This window comes from Streptomyces longisporus (assembly GCF_039532765.1).
Lineage (GTDB): Bacteria > Actinomycetota > Actinomycetes > Streptomycetales > Streptomycetaceae > Streptomyces > Streptomyces longisporus.
In genome coordinates this window covers 225,742-242,790 of sequence record NZ_BAAASG010000024.1, presented here as the reverse complement: position 1 = coordinate 242,790, position 17,049 = coordinate 225,742, and the positions used below count along the sequence as shown (strand labels likewise).

Genomic DNA, 17,049 nt, shown 5'->3' with positions numbered 1-17,049 from the left:
ACAGCCGCAAGTCGGCCTAGTTCCTGCCGGGGTCGGGCGGACCAACTACGCACGCAAGCGACTGCGGGCGTCCACGTGGTTTCACGTGGACGCCCGCAGTCGTGTGTCCTGCCGCGTTCTCAGTGGGTCAGCGGCGGTCGCGGGCCCTGCGGGGCGCCGCCCTCCGGCTCGTCCCTGATGACCTCGCCCTGGACGACCTTGCCGTCGGGGCGGTGGATGCGGGCCTGCTGGAAGGCGTCACCGAAGCTGCCGGGACCGGCCTCGCGCAGCTTGCGGTCGAGGGTGCGCTCGGTGAAGCGGCTCAGGGCCTTCTGGACCGGGGGGATCAGCAGAAGCAGACCCACCGCGTCCGAGATCAGGCCGGGGATCATCAGGAGCAGACCGCCGAGCATCAACAGGCCGTTGCCCCCGCCGCTCTGCGGGGTGCCGCCGCGCTGCAGCGCCTCGTTGAGGTTCTGGAAGGCGCGCCGGCCCGCCTTCTTGATCACTGCCGCTCCGCCCACGAAACCCGCGAGCAGCAGCAGGAACACGGTGAACCCGCCCGAGGCGCCCGCGACCACGGTCAGCAGCCAGATCTCCAGCACCAGCCAGGCCGCGACGCCGAGCGGCAGAAAGGTCCGCAGCCGGGAGCGCCGGGGCCGGGCGGGATACGTGGGGGTCGGAGCACCTGTCGTCATGCGTCCAGTGTGCCTGGGCCCGCCTCAGTGCGGCATAAGCGAATGATCAACCGTGCCGGTGAGACCATACGCGGGCCGTGTGCGGACGGACGAGGGTCAGGCCTTCTTGCCGCGGCCCGTGACCTTGGCGACCCGCTCGCCCACGCCCCATGCCGTGACCCGCCACAGGGCCTCGACGAGGATGTCGCGGCTCATCTTGGAGTCGCCCAGTTCGCGCTCGACGAAGGTGATGGGCACCTCGACGACGTGGTAGCCGGCCTTGACCGCGCGGCGGGCCAGGTCGACCTGGAAGCAGTAGCCCTGGGAGGCGACCTCGTCGAGCCCGAGGCCTTCGAGGGTCTCGCGGCGGAAGGCGCGGTAGCCGCCGGTGATGTCGCGCAGCGGCAGGGCGAGGGCGAGGCGGGAGTAGAGGCTGCCGCCGCGGGAGATGAACTCACGGCTCTTGGGCCAGTTCACCACCCGGCCGCCGGGCACCCAGCGGGAGCCGAGGACCAGGTCGGCGCTCTTCAGCGCGGTGAGCAGCCGGGGCAGCTCCTCGGGCTGGTGGGAGCCGTCGGCGTCCATCTCGACCAGCACGCCGTAGCCGTTGTCCAGGCCCCAGCGGAAGCCCGCGAGGTAGGCGGCGCCGAGGCCCTCCTTGCCCTTGCGGTGCAGCACCTGGACGTGGTCGTCCTCGGCGGCCAGTTCGTCGGCGAGCTTGCCGGTGCCGTCGGGGCTGTTGTCGTCGGCCACGAGGACGTGAGCCTCGGGGACCGCCTTTCGCACCCGGCCGACGATGGACTTGATGTTCTCGGCCTCGTTGTAGGTCGGAATGATCACCAAGGCCGTGCCGAGCGGGCCGAACTGCCTCCCCTGGGCCTTTGCCGTGAGGGTCCCGTCGCCGTCGTTCACTGCTGCCCCTTCGTGTCCGTACGCAGACGTCCACCATAGTGGCCACGGCCTGCGATGACGTGACAGGACGTTCGTATAGTGGTGTCGATTCCACAAGAGCGGGGTAAGAGCGCGTTTTCGGGCAGGTTCGCGGAGCTACGGATGGGGGCCCGGCGCCCTTCGGGCCGACCTGGGGCCCGCTGGCTGCGGGTCGACCGAAAGCCGTTGTCTACTGAGCCCGGGCCCCACCCGGGTCACACCTCCCCGACCGGCCTGAGCTCTCCTCCCGTCGCGGCGCGGGCGCTGAGCCTGGCTCCCAGTGGCGGTGCCCCGGTGCGGCACACCGTCCCTGACCCAGCGGCGCTGCGACGAGTGCGCGGAAGTTCCCCGGTCGGGCGTCCGGTGGTGGACTCGGCCGAACCTACCGGCCCCCTGCCATCGGCTGTCAACAGCCGTTTGACCTGCGCATTTTGCATCAATGCCCTGGTCAGGGCGGAGGATACGCAGGTCGTGCGACGCCGCCGGGGGCGTCGATCGGCGCCGCGCCACCCCGGGAGATCACTCGCCCGGCCGTACGAACACCGTCCGCCCGCCGACCACGGTGCGAAGACAGACCGGCAGGTCGCGGCCGGGGCTGAGGTCGGGCAGGCCGGGGGTGCCGGAGCGGGGGTCGGTGGACCAGCGGGCGACCCGGTCGTCGGGGGCCTGGACCACCAGTTCGTCGGTGCGCCACACGGCGTAGTCCGCGGGCGCGCCGGGCACCAGGACGCCCGCGTCGTCCCGCCCGATCGCCCGCCAGCCACCGCGGGTGTGGGCCGTGAACGCGGCCCGCACGGAGACGCGGTGCTCGGGCGTGCGGTGGAAGGCGGCGGCGCGGACCGTGCCCCACGGGTCGAGCGGCGTGACCGGGCTGTCGGAGCCGAACGCGAGCGGGACACCCGCCCTGAGCAGGGCCGCGAAGGGGTTCAGGGTGCGCGCCCGGTCGGCGCCCAGGCGCTGGGCGTACATGCCGTCCTCGCCGCCCCACAGGGCGTCGAAGGCGGGCTGCACGGAGGCGGTCAGTCCCAGCTCGGCGAAGGCCGCGATCGTCTCGGGGGTGAGCATCTCGGCGTGCTCGACACGGTGGCGGGCGGCGCGGACGCGGGCCGGGCCGACCTTCTCGGCGGCGGCCCGCACACCGTCCACGACGGTCGTCACGGCCGCGTCACCGATCGCGTGGAAGCCCGCCTGCAGGCCCGCCTCGGTGCAGGCCACGACATGGGCGGCCACCGCGGCGGCATCCAGGTAGGCGGTGCCCGCGTGGTCGGCGTCGGTGTACGGCGTGCGCAGACAGGCGGTGTGCGAGCCGAGGGCACCGTCGACGAAGAGGTCACCGGCGGCGCCCACCGCGCCCAGTTCGCGCGCCTTCTCCACCCCTTCTTCGGCCCGTTCCGCCCAGTAGCCGATCACTCGCGGTCCCGGCTCCTCGGCCGCGAGCCGGAGCAGACCGGAGAAGTCGTCCTCGGAGGAGATCTCCGGTCCCGCACACTCGTGGACCGAGCCGATACCCAGAGCGGCGGCATGCGCGAGCGCGGCGCGCTGTGCCTCGGTGCGCTGGGCCGGCGTCACTGCTGCGAACGCGGCGGCTCGTACGGCGTGATGGGCGTCGGCGGTCAGCGGGCCGTCCGCCGCGGCAACACCGCGGGCCAGGTCGAGCAGGGCCGTGGTGACGACCGCCGAGTGGACGTCGATACGGGAGAGATAGAGGGGACGGCCGCCGGTGGCCTCGTCGAGTTCCGCGCGCGTCGGGGGCCGGCCGCCGGGCCAGCGGGCGGCGTCCCAGCCGTGCCCGAGCAGCACCTTGTCCTGCGGGCGGGCCGCCGCGAAGTCCCGCACCCGGGCGAGAGCGGCCTCCAGGGAGGGTGCGTCGGACAGGTCGAGGCCGGTGAGCGCGAGGCCGGTGGAGGTGGTGTGCACATGGGCGTCGGTGAAGGCGGGAGTGACGAGGGCGCCGTCCAGGTCGACCACCTCGTCGACACCGTCCGCGAAAGCGTCCGCGGCGCCCTCGGAACCGACCCAGGCGACCTGGCCGCGTTCCACGACCATCGCGGTCGCGAAGGGGTCGGCGGGGCTGTGGACCTCTCCACGGCGGAGCAGGACGGTCTTCGGCTCGGGGCTGCGCTCACTCATGGGGAACAGTCTCGCGCGTCACCGGGACCGTCCGGCACGCAGGTCGGCCTCGTCCCGGCCGTTCTGCCCTCGGGCGGGTCAGATCCGCGGCGGTCGTGCCTCGTACGGCGTGGAGAGGACCACCGTCGTACGCGTGGAGACGCCCGCCAGCGTGCGCAGGCGCGCCAGCAGCTCCTCCAGCTCGTGCGGTGTGGCCACGCGCACCTTGAGGATGTAGTTCTCGTCGCCCGCGACACTGTGGCAGGCCTCGATCTCGGGCACCCCGGCCAGGCGGTCCGAGATGTCGTCGGGGGCGCTGGGGTCGAAGGGTTTGACCGAGATGAACGCGGTCATGGGCAGCCCGACGGCCTCCGGGTCGACCACCGCGGCATAGCCGCGGATGACGCCACGCTGTTCGAGCCGGCGCACCCGCTGGTGCACGGCCGACGTGGACAGGCCCGTGGCCTTGCCCAGGTCTGTGTAGCTCATCCGCCCGTCCTTGACGAGCAGCTGCACGATTTGACGGTCCAGCTCCTCCATGACGCAAGAACCTACAGTGCGCTTGATCTCCTCCGATACCTGAGCAGTCCAGGTCATACCCGCTTTGTGATGTGCCCGAGAGCTGTCTGTGAGCCGTCCGAGGGACAAAACGTCCGCCGCGGGCACCTGCGGGCGGCATGTGACGAAGGACACAGCCGCCGAGACGTCTCCGTGATGCTCTCGTGATTACCGCCGAGACGGGGCGGGAAGTGCTTGCTGTGGTCGAGGCCGCAGTGCCCGAACGGCCCAGCCCGAGGGGGAGAACCCATGCAAAGTCTTAAGCGCCCTGGTCGTACCGCACCCAAGCGGCTCCAGGCCGTCGTCGAGCCCGAGCCGGAGGGCGTCGAACCCGACGCCTTCGAGGACGAACTCGACGCGTACGACACCTTCGAGATGTACCGGGTGATCTGCCCGGACTGCGCGCAGCCCATCGCCCTGCTGGCGGACGAGCAGGTCCTGCCGGAGCATGCGCTGTGCGCCTCGCCGTGGAACCCGTTCGGCCTCACGGTCTGCGCCGGCACCGGCCGCAGGGCGGCCGACGCCCGCTCCGCGGACGAGTCGGCCGAGCCCCAGGAGCAGGACACCGCCCTCCTGTTGACGCTCCCTCAGGGACTCGACTGGCGGACGCAGCCGTTCTCGCACGTCGGCGGACCGGGCTCGCGCCCGATGCGGGTGCCGGCGATGCGCCGCCAGGCCGCCTGAACCGCCTCGGTCAGTTCCAGTAGCTGCCCTGCACCATGGCCCGCAGGCTGCCGTGGTGCAGGATCAGTGTGTCCGGATCCGCCGGAACGGCTGCCTCACCGAAGTGCACCTGCCGGTAGGCGACCCGCAGCATCACGATCGCGTGCCGCAGGGCGGCGTACAGCGTGTGGAAGTCCATGTCGCGCGGTGTGTGGCCGGTGAGTTCGGCATAGCGGGCCTCGATGCGGTCGCGTCGCAGGAAGTCCGGCAGACCGCGCTGGCCGAAGGCGACCGTGAGGTCCTGGAAGAAGCGGTGCAGATAGACGGTCCAGCCGAGGTCGACCTCGCGCGGGGCCAGGGCGGCCATCTCCCAGTCGAGGACGGCGGCGGGCTCAAAGCCGTCGTAGACGACGTTCCCGATGCGTGCGTCGCCCCAGTTGAGCACCGGTGTGCCCGGCTCGTTCGGCCAGAGCTCCTCCAGGCGGTCGAACGCGGCCTCGATGAGGGGTGAGCGGGCGCGTCCGTCGACGACCCAGTCGTAGTAGGCGCGTTGGGCGGTGACATGGCGGCGCAAGGCGTCGCCCTCGCCGGGGAGTGCGAGGAACTCCGCGGTCTTCGGCGGCACTTGGTCGTGCAGTCGGGCCAGGAGGCCGATCGAGGCCGCCTCCAGGTGCTCGCGCTCGGCGTCGCTCGCCGCGTGCAGCCAGTTGCCCTCGTAGGTGTAGGGCATGACGTCGGGCGGCACGCGGCCCTCGACGCGCTCCATCACGAAGAAGGGCGCCCCGAGCGGTCCTGGATCCTCCTCCAGCCACAGCACCTTCGGCACGGGCAGGTCCGAGTGCTCCGCCACGACGCGCATCGTGCGGTACTGGCGCGGCATGTCGTACACCGGGAAGACGGTGTACGCCGCCGGGTCAGCCGCGAGCCTCAACGCGCAGCGGCGCACGGGTGGTTCGGGGTGCTCGATGTCGAAGAGCAGGGTCTCGCTGGACATGCCGTTGGACTCGGGAACGGTGACTCCGGCCGCCTTGGCGCCGGGCAGCCGGGTGGAGAGCCAGGCGGTGAGGCGGCGGGCGAGCTCCTCCGGGTCCCGGGTGGTGGTGCGGGGGCGGGGTGCAGTGGGTGCCATGTCACATACCGCCTACGGTGCGACCGAAGTGAAGTCCGTGAACCCGCTCGGATCGTGCCGCCCGAACGAGCCGTGCTCGAAGATGCCGTGGCCCGTCAGGCCGTCCAGCCGGAAGCGGGCGGCATGGTCGGTGACCCCGTAGGCGGCCAGGGCGTGCGGCTGCGTCAGGTCGTAGGTACGGCGGTCCGTCCAGCCGCGGCCGCGCCAGGTGCCGTGCTGCCAGTCGTCGGCGGGCGGGTAGCCGGCGCCGATCGCCAGCGGCGAGGAGGTGAGGATCTCGACCTCAAGTTCCTGCGGTTTGCGCAGGTCGCCGAGGTGGATGAGGGCGCGGTCCGGGTGGCGGGTGCCGGAGCGGTAGGTGATCTCGGGCTGGGGCCAGCCGAGTTGGCGGTCGCGATGGCCGGGGCGCACCAGGGTGGCGTCGTTCAGGGAGCGGTAGCCGTCGGCGTCCTCCTGGACGATGACCATCAGGAAGCGGTCCTCGAAGCGCACCGGGCACCACAGCCAGTGGAAGCCCTCGGCCGGATGCTCCTCCGCGAGGCGGCCGCCCTCCTCCCCCGGTACGGGCCGCACGCCCCAGCTGCGGTCGCGGGTGCCGGTCCACCCGCCGGTGGCGACCCGGAACTCCTCACCCGCGGCGCGGATCACGCCCTCCACGCGGCCCGCCTGGACGAAACGGCGCCCTTCGAGGGTGAGGCGGTCGCCGCGGCGCTGGAGGTGGTGGGGTTCCCACAGGGCGGGGAAGGCGGCGGTCCAGGTGAGGTCGTACGACAACAGGTCGTCGTCGCCCACCAGCCGCAGCCGTCGCAACGGCTCCTCGACCTCGATCCTGAGCGGGCCGACGGCGAGCCGCATACGGTCCTCACCGAGGGCGTCGGAGGCGCGCACGGCGTGCAGGGCGTCCCCGGTCCGCAGGGTGGCGTACGCGTCGATCACGCCAAGGTTGGGGTAGACCCCGAGGCCCACGATGAGCAGGGCGTGCCCCTCGTGGTCGAGGACGTGGAAGATGCAGCGGTCGTAGGCGTTCCGGTCCCCGGTCGCCACGTGCTTCATGGACAGCGGGACCTGGTGCACGGGGTACTCGTCGAGTGGTACGGGGCGGTCGTCGGCCACGCCAAACCTCCCTGGAGACGGCTGGGCTGACGGTACGTCAGACGGCTGGCCGAGGCCAGAGAGGGAGCCGGACGTCCGGGAACTCACGCTCGATTCCGCGGATGGGTGACCTGTCCGCCTACCTCCGCGTTGCCCTGGTATGACCCCCACCTATTCCGTGATCGGGCGTCAGCGCCGCGTGTTCGTTCCGCCGCCCGCAGGAACGGCCCTGCCGGTGCCGCCGCATCTGCAGGACCCGCCGATCTACCGCGCCCTGATGCGCGCCTGGGCCGACCGGGGCCGCACCCTGCCGGGCCGCCACGACCCGGAGTGGATCAGGCTGGCGGCCCCGCAGGTCACCAGAGGGCAGTTCAGCGCGTTTCGGGACCCGCAAGGTGACGGGCGATGACCATGCGCTGGATCTGGTTGGTGCCCTCGACGATCTGCAGCACCTTGGCCTCGCGCATATAGCGCTCCACCGGGAAGTCCGCCGTGTAGCCGTACCCGCCGAGGACCTGGACGGCGTCCGTGGTCACCCTCATCGCGGTGTCCGTGCACTGCAGCTTGGCCATGGCCGCCTGCTTGGCGAACGGCCGCCCCGCGTCGCGCAGCCGCGCCGCCGCCAGATACAGGGCCCGGCCCGCCTCGATCTGGGTCGCCATGTCGGCGAGCATGAAGCGCAGCCCTTGGAAGTCGGCGATGGGCCGCCCGAACTGCTGCCGCCCGGTGGCGTACGCGACCGCCTCGTCCAGCGCCGCCTGGGCGAGGCCGATCGCACAGGCGGCGATGCCGAGCCGGCCGGAGTCGAGCGCGGACAGGGCGATCGCGAAGCCCTGGCCCTCCTCGCCGATGCGCCGCTCGTCCGGGACGCGGACCCCGTCGAGGTGCACCTGCGCGGTGGGTGAGCCCTTCATGCCCATCTTCTTCTCGGGCAGCGCGCCGCTCAGGCCCTCGGTGTCGCCCGGGACCAGGAAGGCGGTGATGCCACGCGGCCCCTCCTCCCCCGTACGGGCCATGACCGTGTAGAAGTCGGCGATCCCGCCGTGTGTGATCCAGGCCTTCGTGCCGGTGATCACCCAGTCCTCGCCGTCGCGCACCGCCTTCGTACGAAGAGAGGCGGCATCTGATCCTGACGACGGCTCGGACAGGCAGTAGGCGCCCAGCAGGCCGCCGCCCAGCATCGCGGGCAGGTGCTCGACCTGCTGTTCCTTGGTGCCGTAGGCGGCGAGCGCGTAGGAGGCGAGCGTGTGCACGCTGACGCCGAGGCCGACGGTGAGGCGGGCCGCGGCGAGCTCCTCGAGGACCTGGAGATAGACCTCGTAGGGCTGGTCGCCGCCGCCGTACTCGGAGTCGTACGGCAGGCCGAGCAGTCCCGACTCCGACAGCAGCGTGAAGACCTCGCGCGGGAAGCGTCCGGCGTCCTCCTCCTCGGCCGCCTTCGGGGCGATCTCGCGCTGGGCGATGTCGCGGACGAGCGAGATCAGATCCCGGGCCTCGTCCGTGGGCAGTTGACGGTCCACCGGCTGCGGGGCGCGGTCGGGCATGGCGACGCTCTCCTCCCTGTTCGGGCACATCGGCCGACGTGCGCCTTGGGTGTGGGCGGCTCCGCCGGGTCTTTCCTGGGCCGGCCGATGCTCCGCTCTCCCGGGTCTCGGAAGCTGCTGACCAGCGGCTGTGCGCTGTGAGTATGCCCGATTGCAGGCATCCCGTCACCAGTTAACGACCGCTCACTTCAAGAATATCCCGGCCACTGACTGCATGCGATGTTCAGCGGAACGTGACGGGGCACGCCCGGGCCTCGGCGCGAGGGAGGTGACGTAGAAAACAGCTGGGCCTGCGGGAGCCCTCGCCCCTCGCTCAGGCGTCGCGGCGGGCCGGGGCCGGAGTGGGGTAGGCCGGGTCCAGTTCCTCGATGGCGCGCAGGGCGCCGCCGAGCTGCTTGACCAGGAGTTCGCGCAGCTGCTCGCGGGACAGCTGGGGGCGGTCGATCCAGTCGAGGGTGGCGCCCTCCACGCCGCACACCCAGGCGAACAGGCCCATGCGGGCCAGCGGTGCGATGTCCGTGCGGCCGTACGCCCCTTCGGCGACGGTCGCCACTATCGCCTCACGCACTCCGTCCCGGATGGCGTGCACCTCGGCGTCGAAGCCGACGCCGCCGCTGACGATCGCACGGAAGGCCGCCTGGTTGTGCTCGGCGTAGCGCAGATAGCCCTCCATCGTGCGATGGACCCGGTCCAACTGCTCCAGTTCGACCTCGCTCGCCGCGAAGGTGACCAGGTCGGCGACCGAATCGTTGATGATCGCCAGGTAGTAGCCGCGCTTGGACTGGAAGTAGTAGTAGATCAGCCCCTTGGCGACATGCGCCTGCCGTGCGATGTCGTCCATCGAGAGCGCGTCGTACGACCTGTCGGCGAACAACTTCCGCCCGATGGCGATAAGTTCGGCTCGGCGCGCCAGCGAGCGCTCGGTGCCGCGCGCCCGGGGTCGGGTGGCGTCTCTCTGTTCGCTGATCTTCAATTTCGACCCTGGTCTCGGGCAGGCTGCGGGACATCCGCAGTATGTCAGAACAACCACGTCCACTCGTTCGAGTCCACTCGACACGTGGCCGCAGAGGGGCTGCCCCAGAGGCGGAGACGTCGCTCACGGGCGAAGGGCCCGGTGTCCCCGGGCCCTTCGCCTGTCGTTCAGCGCACGCCGACCGTCGCGAGCGCCTTGCGCTGGCGGGGTGTGGGCCGGGCCGGGAAGTACAGGTAGCAGACGCCGCCGGTGCCGGAGACGACCTTGCCGGAGGCGTTGTACCGCTTGGTCCTGAGCCAGATGTTCTCCCACTCGCGCCGCTTGTAGACACGGCGCACGGCGTCGTCGCTCGGCGAGAACGGATCGTTGGCGATCACGTCGCCGTCGGCGGTGAAGCCGATGACGGTCATCAGGTGGCCCGCGGTGCCGTAGCCCGCCCCCGTCAGCTCCTCCTTGAGGAACGACTGGGACGTTATGGCCGGGATGCCGGCCGCGATCAGCGTCTCCAGGTCGGTGAGCGAGCCGAGCCGGGTGACCACGCCCTGCAGGTCCTTGTAGGTCGCCGCGTAGGCGGCGTTGAAGGGCCAGTTGCCGCAGCCCTGGTACTGGTAGTCGTAGGTGAAACGGGCCGCGTGGTCGACCTGCGGGTCGGCGTAGCTCGGGTCCACCCAGGCCAGTTGTTCGCGGGTGAGCCGGCCTCCCCAGTACTCGATGATCATCTGCGAGGAGGTGGGGCTGCACCAGGCCTCGCCGCCGTTGTCGTACTCGGGGTACTGGCCCTTGTGGATCTCCTGCGAGTAGCGCGGGACGATCAGTTCCTTTGCGAGGCCGGGCGTGGAGGCCGGGACGGTGAAGCGGTCGGGGATGTCCGAGCCCATCGCGCCGAGCCGCCACACGGTGGGGGTGAGCTTGGTGCCCGGCTTGCGGTACAGGGTGAGGCGGAGGCGGTACGAGACCAGGCGCAGGCCGGTCGTGGCGTCGTCGATGGCGAAGGTGTCCGTCCAGACGGCGCTCTTGCCGTCCTTCTGGTCGTCCACCGAGGTCCGCTTGATGTCCTGGTCACCGGCCGCCCAGCGGCCCATGACGTACCAGGGGGTCTGCGTGCCGTCGGAGTACGTGCCGTGCAGTTCGACCTGGAGCCAGGTGCCGGCCGGAGTGTGCGCGTTCCAGGAGGCGATCACCTCGGTGGCGGGGACGCGGAGCCGGTGCACGGGGGACGTCCAGGTCGCGTACTCCCAGCCGGCGGTCGTGCCGGTGTGCGGGTCGGTGTAGTCGGTGGTGCCGGCCGGGGCGGCGATCACCACGCCGGGGCGGGCGCCTGCCACCGCGCGGGTGCCCTGCGCGGTGCCGGCGCGCCAGTCCCGGTACGAGGTCCAGGAACGGTAGTCGACCGTGGGGGCGCCCTCGGAGTGGGGAGGGGTCGGGGCCACGGCGGACTCCTCGGCGTGGGCCACGTCGGCGGTGACGGCGGGGCCCACCACCGCGGCGGCCACCGCGGCGGCGAGGACGGTTCTGCGGGACGGCTGTTCGGCTCTGCTCATGGGTGGAACGACCCCCAGGTGTCCGAGTCGGGCAGGTCCACATGCGCGGTTGCGCTGCATGGTTGTGCGCCAACTATGGCCGCGGGCGGCACCTCCTGCCAGCACTTCGGCCCATGCCACGCCCACCAATATTGGCCTGGACCACTGGCATGACCTGCTGGGCCGTCCGGCCCGGCGCGCGCCGGGCGCTCGGCGCGGAGTTCAGATCAGGTCCATCGCCGCGACCTCGTCGGGGCGGCCGTAGCTGACCGGACCCTGGAAGCGGCGGCGGGCGGTGGCGAACCACCAGACGGTGGCGACGACCAGGACGACGACGAGGGCGATCGGCGCGTAGTTGAAGGAGTCGACGGTGATCGGCGAGGCCTGCGGGAGCATGAACAGGACGCTGCTGAGCAGGATCCAGGCCACCGCGATCACGCCGACGGGCTTGCTCCAGCGGCCCAGGTGCCACGGCCCCCGCTGGAACTCGTCGCCGAGGCTCAGCCGGAGCAGGATCGGCACGGCGTAGGCGAGGAAGAGTCCGACGACGTTGACGCTGACGATGGCGGTGAACGCCGTCTGCGACCACCAGCCGGGCAGGACGAGGGCCAGCGAGCAGCCGACCGCGAGCCAGACGGCCTTCACGGGGGTGCGGGTGCGGGGCGAGACCGAGTGCCACAGCCGGGAGCCGGGCATGGCGCCGTCGCGGGAGAAGGCGAAGATCTGCCGGGTGTTGCTGGTGAGATTGGCGAGGCCGCAGAAGAGCATCGCGCCGATCACGATCAGCAGGAGCACCTTGGCGGTGGTCAGGCCGAGGCCGTCGATGAGAATCTGGACGGGCGGTGCGGAGGCGCTCGCCACATGGTCGTAGTCGTGAATGCTGTAGACCAGTGCAAGCATCAGGATCAGACCGGTGATCGCCGAGTAGCCGATCGCCCGTGTGATCCCCTTCGGGGCGTTGACCGTGGCCCGCACCGTTTCCTCGGACATGTGGAAGCTGCCGTCGAAGCCGGTGAACGTCCAGCTGGTGACGAGCAGGCCGAGCATCCCGCCGTAAAGGCCGTTCGTGAAACCGGTGTTGTTCGCGAAATGCGTGACGAACGACGCGGACTGGTGCTGGTCGGGTCCGACGATCAGGGCGCCCACGATCACCACGAGACCGATCAGCAACCACCACACGGAGATCCGGTTGAGGAGCGCGACCAACTGGACGGTGTAGGTGTTGGCCAGCCCCTGCAGCACGATGAGCAGTGCCGTGATCAGCACCGTCTGGTGGGTGGTCGGCTCGTAGGAGGGCCACTGCAGGGCGATGAAGGCCTGGATGAAGGTGGCGGCCGCGTAGCCGGTGGCGGCGGTGCCGCCGATCTGGCCCACGAAGTTCAGCCAGCCGGTGTACCAGGACCAGGCTCCCTTGTGCCGTCTGGCGAGTTTCCCGGCGGAGAAATACAGGGCGCCGCTCGTCGGATAGGCGGAGGCGACTTCCGCCATGGCGAGTCCGACGAAGAGCACCATGACCGAGACGCCGATCCAGCCGAAGACGAGAATGCGGGGACCTCCGGCATTCAGCCCGAATCCGAAGCTGGAGAAGATTCCTGAAATGATGTTGATGATGGTGAATGAGATGGCGAAATTGTCGAATGCCTGAAAGCGACGGGTCAGTTTTCTCGGGTAGCCCATCTCATGAAGTACGGCGTCGTCGTCGGATATCCGTTCCGGCACTGGTCGGCCTCTCTCTCGGTGGGGGGTCTACGGGGGGACGGGGAGGCCGCAGGCGCGGCGGGCGCGGGACAGCTGGTCGGCCGGCTCTCCGAAGGCGGACCAGGGCATACGGGAGGCGTACGGCCCCATCGCCGCGAAGACCGCCCGGGCCTCGAACTCGCGCTTGCCCATGACCAGCGCGTGCGCCAGGTAGGCCAGGTCGAGCACCGGTGTGAAGCGGTAACCGGGAATCGTGGGCAGCCAGTTCTGGTAGATCGCGAGGGCGGTGGAGCGCCACTGCGGCTGCTCCCAGACCCGGTCGGCGAGCAGTTGGGTCGGGTTGTAGCTCTCGACGAGGGCGACGAGGGGCAGCAGGCGCAGCGGGGAGTCGGCGGGCGCACGCTGGCCGAGGAAGGCGGCCACGTCCCAGGCGGCGTTGACGGAGCCGCCGTGGCGGGTGAAGAAGCAGGCCAGGAAGCGGTGGTGGGCCTCGCGGTGCCAGGGGTCGAGGGACAGGACGTGCGCGAAGAGCCGCCACGGGCCGGGCGGCGCGGTGAGCAGTCCACGCGGGGCGGGGTCGGTCAGCCGGTGCAGCCGGGCCATGGCCAGCCGGGCCGCCCAGGGCGTGGGATCGGCCGGGTTCATCGCCGCCGCCCGGTCGCAGGCGGTCAGCGCGATCCGCTCCAGCGCCTCGGCCCGGTCGTCCCTCGCGTCGGCCGCGCGCACCGCCCGCAGCACCGCCACCCGCGCCCACAGCAGCGCGGCCTCGGGGGCCGGCTCCTCGGCCAGCCAGCGCTCGGCGAGATCGGAGTCGGCGGCCTCGGAGGCGAGGACCAGGGAGCGGTGGGCGCGCAGACCGAAGTCGCCGCGTGTTTCGGCGAGGGCTTCATGGGCGCTCCGGTATCGGCCGGCGCGTACGTCGACGCATACGCTGGCGAGCAAGCGGTCGTCGGCCGCCGGATGCCACACATACTGCCCCTCGAATAACCCAGCGGCCATCTGCTCCTGTCTCCCCGTACGACGCCTCGCAGTTGTGCACCCAGCACCTTACTCAGCGAAGAGCGCAACCGGAACGCGCTTTTCGAGATGGTGGTCCGAGGTGTCGCGACGGGATTGACACTGGCTCGCAGCCAGCCAACGACTGGTTCAATGCGACACTATTTTCCGGCCCACCCATTCGCCCCGGTTTCACCCACCACTAGAATGTTCCTGTCGAATATGCCCAACTCTCCAGCCGGCCAAGGAACAGCCATTCACGACCTCGCCTCCCGGCTCCGACGACTGCCCCCGTCCTGCGGCCCGGTCCGCCTGATCGGCGTCGACGGCCATGCCGGCTCCGGAAAGTCCACGTTCGCCGGCCGGTTGGCCCGCGCCCTGGACGGGGCGCCCGTGCTGCACCTCGACGACATCGCCAGCCACGACGAGCTGTTCGAGTGGACCGGGCGACTGCTGGCCCAGGTGATCGAACCGCTGAGCCGCGGCGAGAGCGCCCACTACGCCCCCTACGACTGGCGCACCCGCACCTTCGGACCGCCCCGCACACTGCCGTCGGCCCCGGTGATCCTCGTCGAGGGCGTCGGCGCCGGCCGCCGCGCCCTGCGCAAGTACCTCGCGGCGCTGCTGTGGATGGAGTTGCCGCACGAGGAGTCCTGGACGCGCGGACGGCAGCGGGACGGGGAGGAGCAGCGGGAGTTCTGGGTCGGCTGGGTCAGGGCGGAGCGGCAACACTTCGCCGAGGACCCGTCGAGGCCGTTCGCCGACCTTCTGGTACGGCAGTCGGAGAAGGGGTACGAGGTGCTGCCGGGGCCCGTGAAGACTATTGGACCGGACCAGGCGCTCACACACGGTGACGGACCATCGGCAGTGTGCTGAACTTGTGAAGACGCCCGCCGGAGAACTTCCCGGAGTGCCTCAACTCCGCTTGACCGGGGGGCCGTACAGGACTTACGTTCTCAATGTGCGGCCATGCGAAGCCGCCCAGAGTCGCGAAGCCCCCGGTTGTTCCCCCGTGATCGGGGGCTTCGTTCTGCCCGCACCCCGTTTTCCGGACGCTCCGCGGCACATTTCGCTCACGCACCGTCACCGTCCGAAGTGCGCCCCGTCTGCTCCCACCTCGCCAAACGGCCCGTGCGGCACCCTTCGGCGGGCGACACCCCCGCAGGTACGATGCCCTCGGTGCGACCTGATGGACGGCTGCGCGCACCGCAACTCCGGTCCGCGGCACGGCGGTTCGATCAAGGCGGCCGGCGGACATCGGTCCGGCGGTCAACCGACGGGGGCACGGTTTGTGGGGGACGTGATGGATTTCGGCACGCAGGGCCCCGAGGCCCCGGCCGACCTCGCCTGGCTGCGAGGTGTGGACGCCTACACGATGGGCGCCTATCCGCAGGCGGAGGAGGAGTTCCGGGCCGCGGTGCGGATGGATCCCGGGATGGCCGACGGCTGGCTCGGACTGCATGCGCTGCGCGTCGACACGACGACCGCGCTGTTACGGATGTTCCGGCACCGCGACCGCTTCGGCGAACAGCGCGCCCGGCACCGCCGCTCCCTCAACTCCTGGTACTGGCTGGGCTGGTGGGTGCAGCCCGTCCTGGAGAGCCCGCGCGATCTGCTGCTCGCGCACGCCTCGCACTGGCTGGACGGCCGCCATGTACCGGAGCTGGACCGGGCGCTCGCGGGCCTGCCGCCCGTGGACACCGACCCCCAGGTCCGCTTCCTGCACGCCTGCCGGGCCTATCTCGTCAAGGACTGGGACCAGCTCGTCCGCCACACCGACCCGCTGATCGACGACGCCCTGCTCGGCATCGAGGCAGGCCTGTTCGGCGGCATGGCCCGGGTCCGCCTGGAGATGTACGGACAGGCCGAGCCACTGCTCTCGTCCGCCCTGATGCGCTGCCGCAGCGAGCAGCCGCAGCGCAAGGAGCTGCGCTACTGGTTGGCGCGCGCCCACGAGGGCACGGGCCGCTCGGCCGCCGCCCTCCCCCTCTACCGGGCCGTGCACCGCGTCGACCCCGCCTTCATGGACACCTCGGCCCGGCTGGCGGCGATCGCCGAGGGCGACGGGTACGACGAGGCCACCGACCTCGCGGCGATCGCGCTCTCCGGCGGCCAGGACGTCCTGGAGGGCCCCGACACCCTGGACCCGATCTTCGGCACCGAGGGCCGGGACCTGAGGCTCTCCGAGTCCGACCTGCCGCCGGTGGGGCCGCTGCCGTCCTCGATCGACCCGACGGTGCGCGAGAAGACCGTCGGCCCGCCGGGGTCCCCGCTGCCCGCGGGGCCCACCGACCCCGCGCTGCTCGAGGAGGCGCTTGCCGAGCTGGAGCGCATGGTCGGCCTGGAACCGGTCAAGCGACAGGTCAAGGCGCTGTCCGCCCAGTTGAACATGGCGCGGCTGCGCGCCGGTCAGGGCCTGCCGGTCCAGCCGCCGAAACGGCACTTCGTCTTCTCCGGCCCCTCCGGCACCGGCAAGACCACGGTCGCCCGTATCCTCGGCCGCGTCTTCTACGCCCTCGGGCTGCTCGGGGGCGACCACCTCGTGGAGGCTCAGCGGGCCGATCTGGTCGGCGAGTACCTGGGCCAGACGGCCGTGAAGGCCAACGAACTGATCGACTCCGCGATCGGCGGTGTGCTGTTCGTCGACGAGGCCTACTCGCTGTCCAACTCCGGGTACGGCAAGGGCGACGCGTACGGCGACGAGGCGCTGCAGGTGCTGCTGAAGCGGGCCGAGGACAACCGCGACCACCTGGTGGTCATACTGGCCGGCTACCCGGAGGGCATGGACCGCCTGCTGGCCGCCAACCCCGGCCTGTCCTCCCGCTTCACCACCCGCGTCGACTTTCCCTCGTACCGGCCGCTCGAGCTCACCTCGATCGGTGAGGTGCTGGCTGCCGAGAACGGCGACGTGTGGGACGAGGAGGCGCTGGACGAGCTGCGGTCCATTGCCGGGCATGTGGTGGATCAGGGGTGGATCGACGAGCTCGGGAACGGGCGGTTTCTGCGGACGCTGTATGAGAAGAGCTGTGCGTATCGGGATCTGCGGTTGTCGACCTATCCCGGGGTTCTGTCGCGGGACGACTTGTCGACATTGCGGCTTCCCGACTTGATGCAGGCGTACGGAGAGGTGCTGTCGGGGCGGGGGCCGCAGGATCCGTCGGGGTTGTGAGCTGCGCCCACG

15 protein-coding genes are annotated in these 17,049 nt (G+C 71.1%); 4 read left to right on the top strand and 11 right to left on the bottom strand.

Annotation, left to right across the window (positions count from 1 at the left end):
- Positions 1-119 precede the first annotated feature (119 nt).
- The 4 genes from fxsA to ABD355_RS38990 all read right to left on the bottom strand — a co-directional run bounded on the left by fxsA (position 120) and on the right by ABD355_RS38990 (position 4,235).
- Complete coding sequence (gene fxsA / locus ABD355_RS39005) at positions 120-677, bottom strand: FxsA family membrane protein (RefSeq protein ID WP_344405854.1); 558 nt, start codon at positions 675-677, stop codon at positions 120-122.
- Between the two features lie 96 nt (positions 678-773).
- Positions 774-1,568 (bottom strand): polyprenol monophosphomannose synthase, encoded by a 795-nt coding sequence (locus ABD355_RS39000; protein ID WP_344405853.1) that lies wholly within the window; start codon positions 1,566-1,568, stop codon positions 774-776.
- 537 nt (positions 1,569-2,105) lie between these two features.
- Positions 2,106-3,716: an amidohydrolase gene (locus ABD355_RS38995; RefSeq protein ID WP_344405852.1), complete on the bottom strand. Its 1,611-nt coding sequence runs from the start codon at positions 3,714-3,716 to the stop codon at positions 2,106-2,108.
- A 78-nt stretch (positions 3,717-3,794) separates the two neighbouring features.
- Complete coding sequence (locus ABD355_RS38990) at positions 3,795-4,235, bottom strand: Lrp/AsnC family transcriptional regulator (protein WP_030946711.1); 441 nt, start codon at positions 4,233-4,235, stop codon at positions 3,795-3,797.
- A 267-nt stretch (positions 4,236-4,502) separates the two neighbouring features.
- Between ABD355_RS38990 and ABD355_RS38985 the strand changes: the two genes are divergently transcribed.
- The gene (locus tag ABD355_RS38985) at positions 4,503-4,937 is read left to right on the top strand and encodes a hypothetical protein (RefSeq protein ID WP_344405851.1); all 435 of its coding nucleotides are present in this window, start codon (positions 4,503-4,505) and stop codon (positions 4,935-4,937) included.
- Positions 4,938-4,947: 10 nt separating this feature from the next.
- Here ABD355_RS38985 and ABD355_RS38980 read toward each other — a convergent pair whose 3' ends face one another.
- Together ABD355_RS38980 and ABD355_RS38975 are read right to left on the bottom strand one after the other, a co-directional pair.
- Positions 4,948-6,045, bottom strand: coding sequence for a phosphotransferase family protein (locus ABD355_RS38980; RefSeq protein WP_344405850.1), 1,098 nt, complete (start codon positions 6,043-6,045; stop codon positions 4,948-4,950).
- 12 nt (positions 6,046-6,057) lie between these two features.
- Positions 6,058-7,158 carry an Rv3169 family protein gene (locus tag ABD355_RS38975; RefSeq protein ID WP_344405849.1) on the bottom strand — a complete coding sequence of 367 codons (1,101 nt, stop codon included), beginning with the start codon at positions 7,156-7,158 and terminating at the stop codon, positions 6,058-6,060.
- Between the two features lie 139 nt (positions 7,159-7,297).
- On the opposite strand from ABD355_RS38975, the gene ABD355_RS38970 reads away from it, so the two are divergent.
- Positions 7,298-7,546 carry a hypothetical protein gene (locus ABD355_RS38970; protein WP_344405848.1) on the top strand — a complete coding sequence of 83 codons (249 nt, stop codon included), beginning with the start codon at positions 7,298-7,300 and terminating at the stop codon, positions 7,544-7,546.
- Here ABD355_RS38970 and ABD355_RS38965 read toward each other — a convergent pair.
- From ABD355_RS38965 to ABD355_RS38945, 5 genes are all read right to left on the bottom strand, one after another.
- Positions 7,509-8,681, bottom strand: a complete 1,173-nt coding sequence (locus ABD355_RS38965; RefSeq protein ID WP_344405846.1) for an acyl-CoA dehydrogenase family protein — start codon at positions 8,679-8,681, stop codon at positions 7,509-7,511. The two genes, ABD355_RS38970 and ABD355_RS38965, sit on opposite strands and share 38 nt — an antisense overlap.
- Positions 8,682-8,994: 313 nt before the next feature.
- Complete coding sequence (locus ABD355_RS38960) at positions 8,995-9,654, bottom strand: TetR/AcrR family transcriptional regulator (RefSeq protein WP_344405845.1); 660 nt, start codon at positions 9,652-9,654, stop codon at positions 8,995-8,997.
- Positions 9,655-9,821: 167 nt separating this feature from the next.
- Positions 9,822-11,195: a peptidase C39 family protein gene (locus ABD355_RS38955; protein ID WP_344405843.1), complete on the bottom strand. Its 1,374-nt coding sequence runs from the start codon at positions 11,193-11,195 to the stop codon at positions 9,822-9,824.
- Positions 11,196-11,396: 201 nt separating this feature from the next.
- Complete coding sequence (locus tag ABD355_RS38950) at positions 11,397-12,851, bottom strand: amino acid permease (RefSeq protein ID WP_344405906.1); 1,455 nt, start codon at positions 12,849-12,851, stop codon at positions 11,397-11,399.
- 69 nt (positions 12,852-12,920) lie between these two features.
- Complete coding sequence (locus tag ABD355_RS38945; protein WP_344405842.1) at positions 12,921-13,871, bottom strand: hypothetical protein; 951 nt, start codon at positions 13,869-13,871, stop codon at positions 12,921-12,923.
- 219 nt (positions 13,872-14,090) lie between these two features.
- On the opposite strand from ABD355_RS38945, the gene ABD355_RS38940 reads away from it, so the two are divergent.
- Positions 14,091-14,744, top strand: a complete 654-nt coding sequence (locus ABD355_RS38940) for a uridine kinase family protein (RefSeq protein WP_344405840.1) — start codon at positions 14,091-14,093, stop codon at positions 14,742-14,744.
- 427 nt (positions 14,745-15,171) lie between these two features.
- Entirely contained in the window at positions 15,172-17,037 is a 1,866-nt protein-coding gene (locus tag ABD355_RS38935) for an AAA family ATPase (protein WP_344405839.1), read from the top strand.
- The last annotated feature ends 12 nt before the right edge of the window (positions 17,038-17,049 follow it).

Bases quoted from the DNA above. Each gene is read 5' to 3' on its own strand.
- fxsA (WP_344405854.1), bottom strand. From the start codon at position 677: ATGACGACAGGTGCTCCGACCCCCACGTATCCCGCCCGGCCCCGGCGC.
- ABD355_RS38935 (WP_344405839.1), top strand. From the start codon at position 15,172: ATGGATTTCGGCACGCAGGGCCCCGAGGCCCCGGCCGACCTCGCCTGG.
- ABD355_RS38965 (WP_344405846.1), bottom strand. From the start codon at position 8,681: ATGCCCGACCGCGCCCCGCAGCCGGTGGACCGTCAACTGCCCACGGAC.
- ABD355_RS38970 (WP_344405848.1), top strand. From the start codon at position 7,298: ATGACCCCCACCTATTCCGTGATCGGGCGTCAGCGCCGCGTGTTCGTT.
- ABD355_RS38945 (WP_344405842.1), bottom strand. From the start codon at position 13,871: ATGGCCGCTGGGTTATTCGAGGGGCAGTATGTGTGGCATCCGGCGGCC.
- ABD355_RS38950 (WP_344405906.1), bottom strand. From the start codon at position 12,851: ATGGGCTACCCGAGAAAACTGACCCGTCGCTTTCAGGCATTCGACAAT.
- ABD355_RS38985 (WP_344405851.1), top strand. From the start codon at position 4,503: ATGCAAAGTCTTAAGCGCCCTGGTCGTACCGCACCCAAGCGGCTCCAG.
- ABD355_RS38955 (WP_344405843.1), bottom strand. From the start codon at position 11,195: ATGAGCAGAGCCGAACAGCCGTCCCGCAGAACCGTCCTCGCCGCCGCG.
- ABD355_RS38980 (WP_344405850.1), bottom strand. From the start codon at position 6,045: ATGGCACCCACTGCACCCCGCCCCCGCACCACCACCCGGGACCCGGAG.
- ABD355_RS38995 (WP_344405852.1), bottom strand. From the start codon at position 3,716: ATGAGTGAGCGCAGCCCCGAGCCGAAGACCGTCCTGCTCCGCCGTGGA.
- ABD355_RS38940 (WP_344405840.1), top strand. From the start codon at position 14,091: ATGCCCAACTCTCCAGCCGGCCAAGGAACAGCCATTCACGACCTCGCC.
- ABD355_RS38990 (WP_030946711.1), bottom strand. From the start codon at position 4,235: ATGGAGGAGCTGGACCGTCAAATCGTGCAGCTGCTCGTCAAGGACGGG.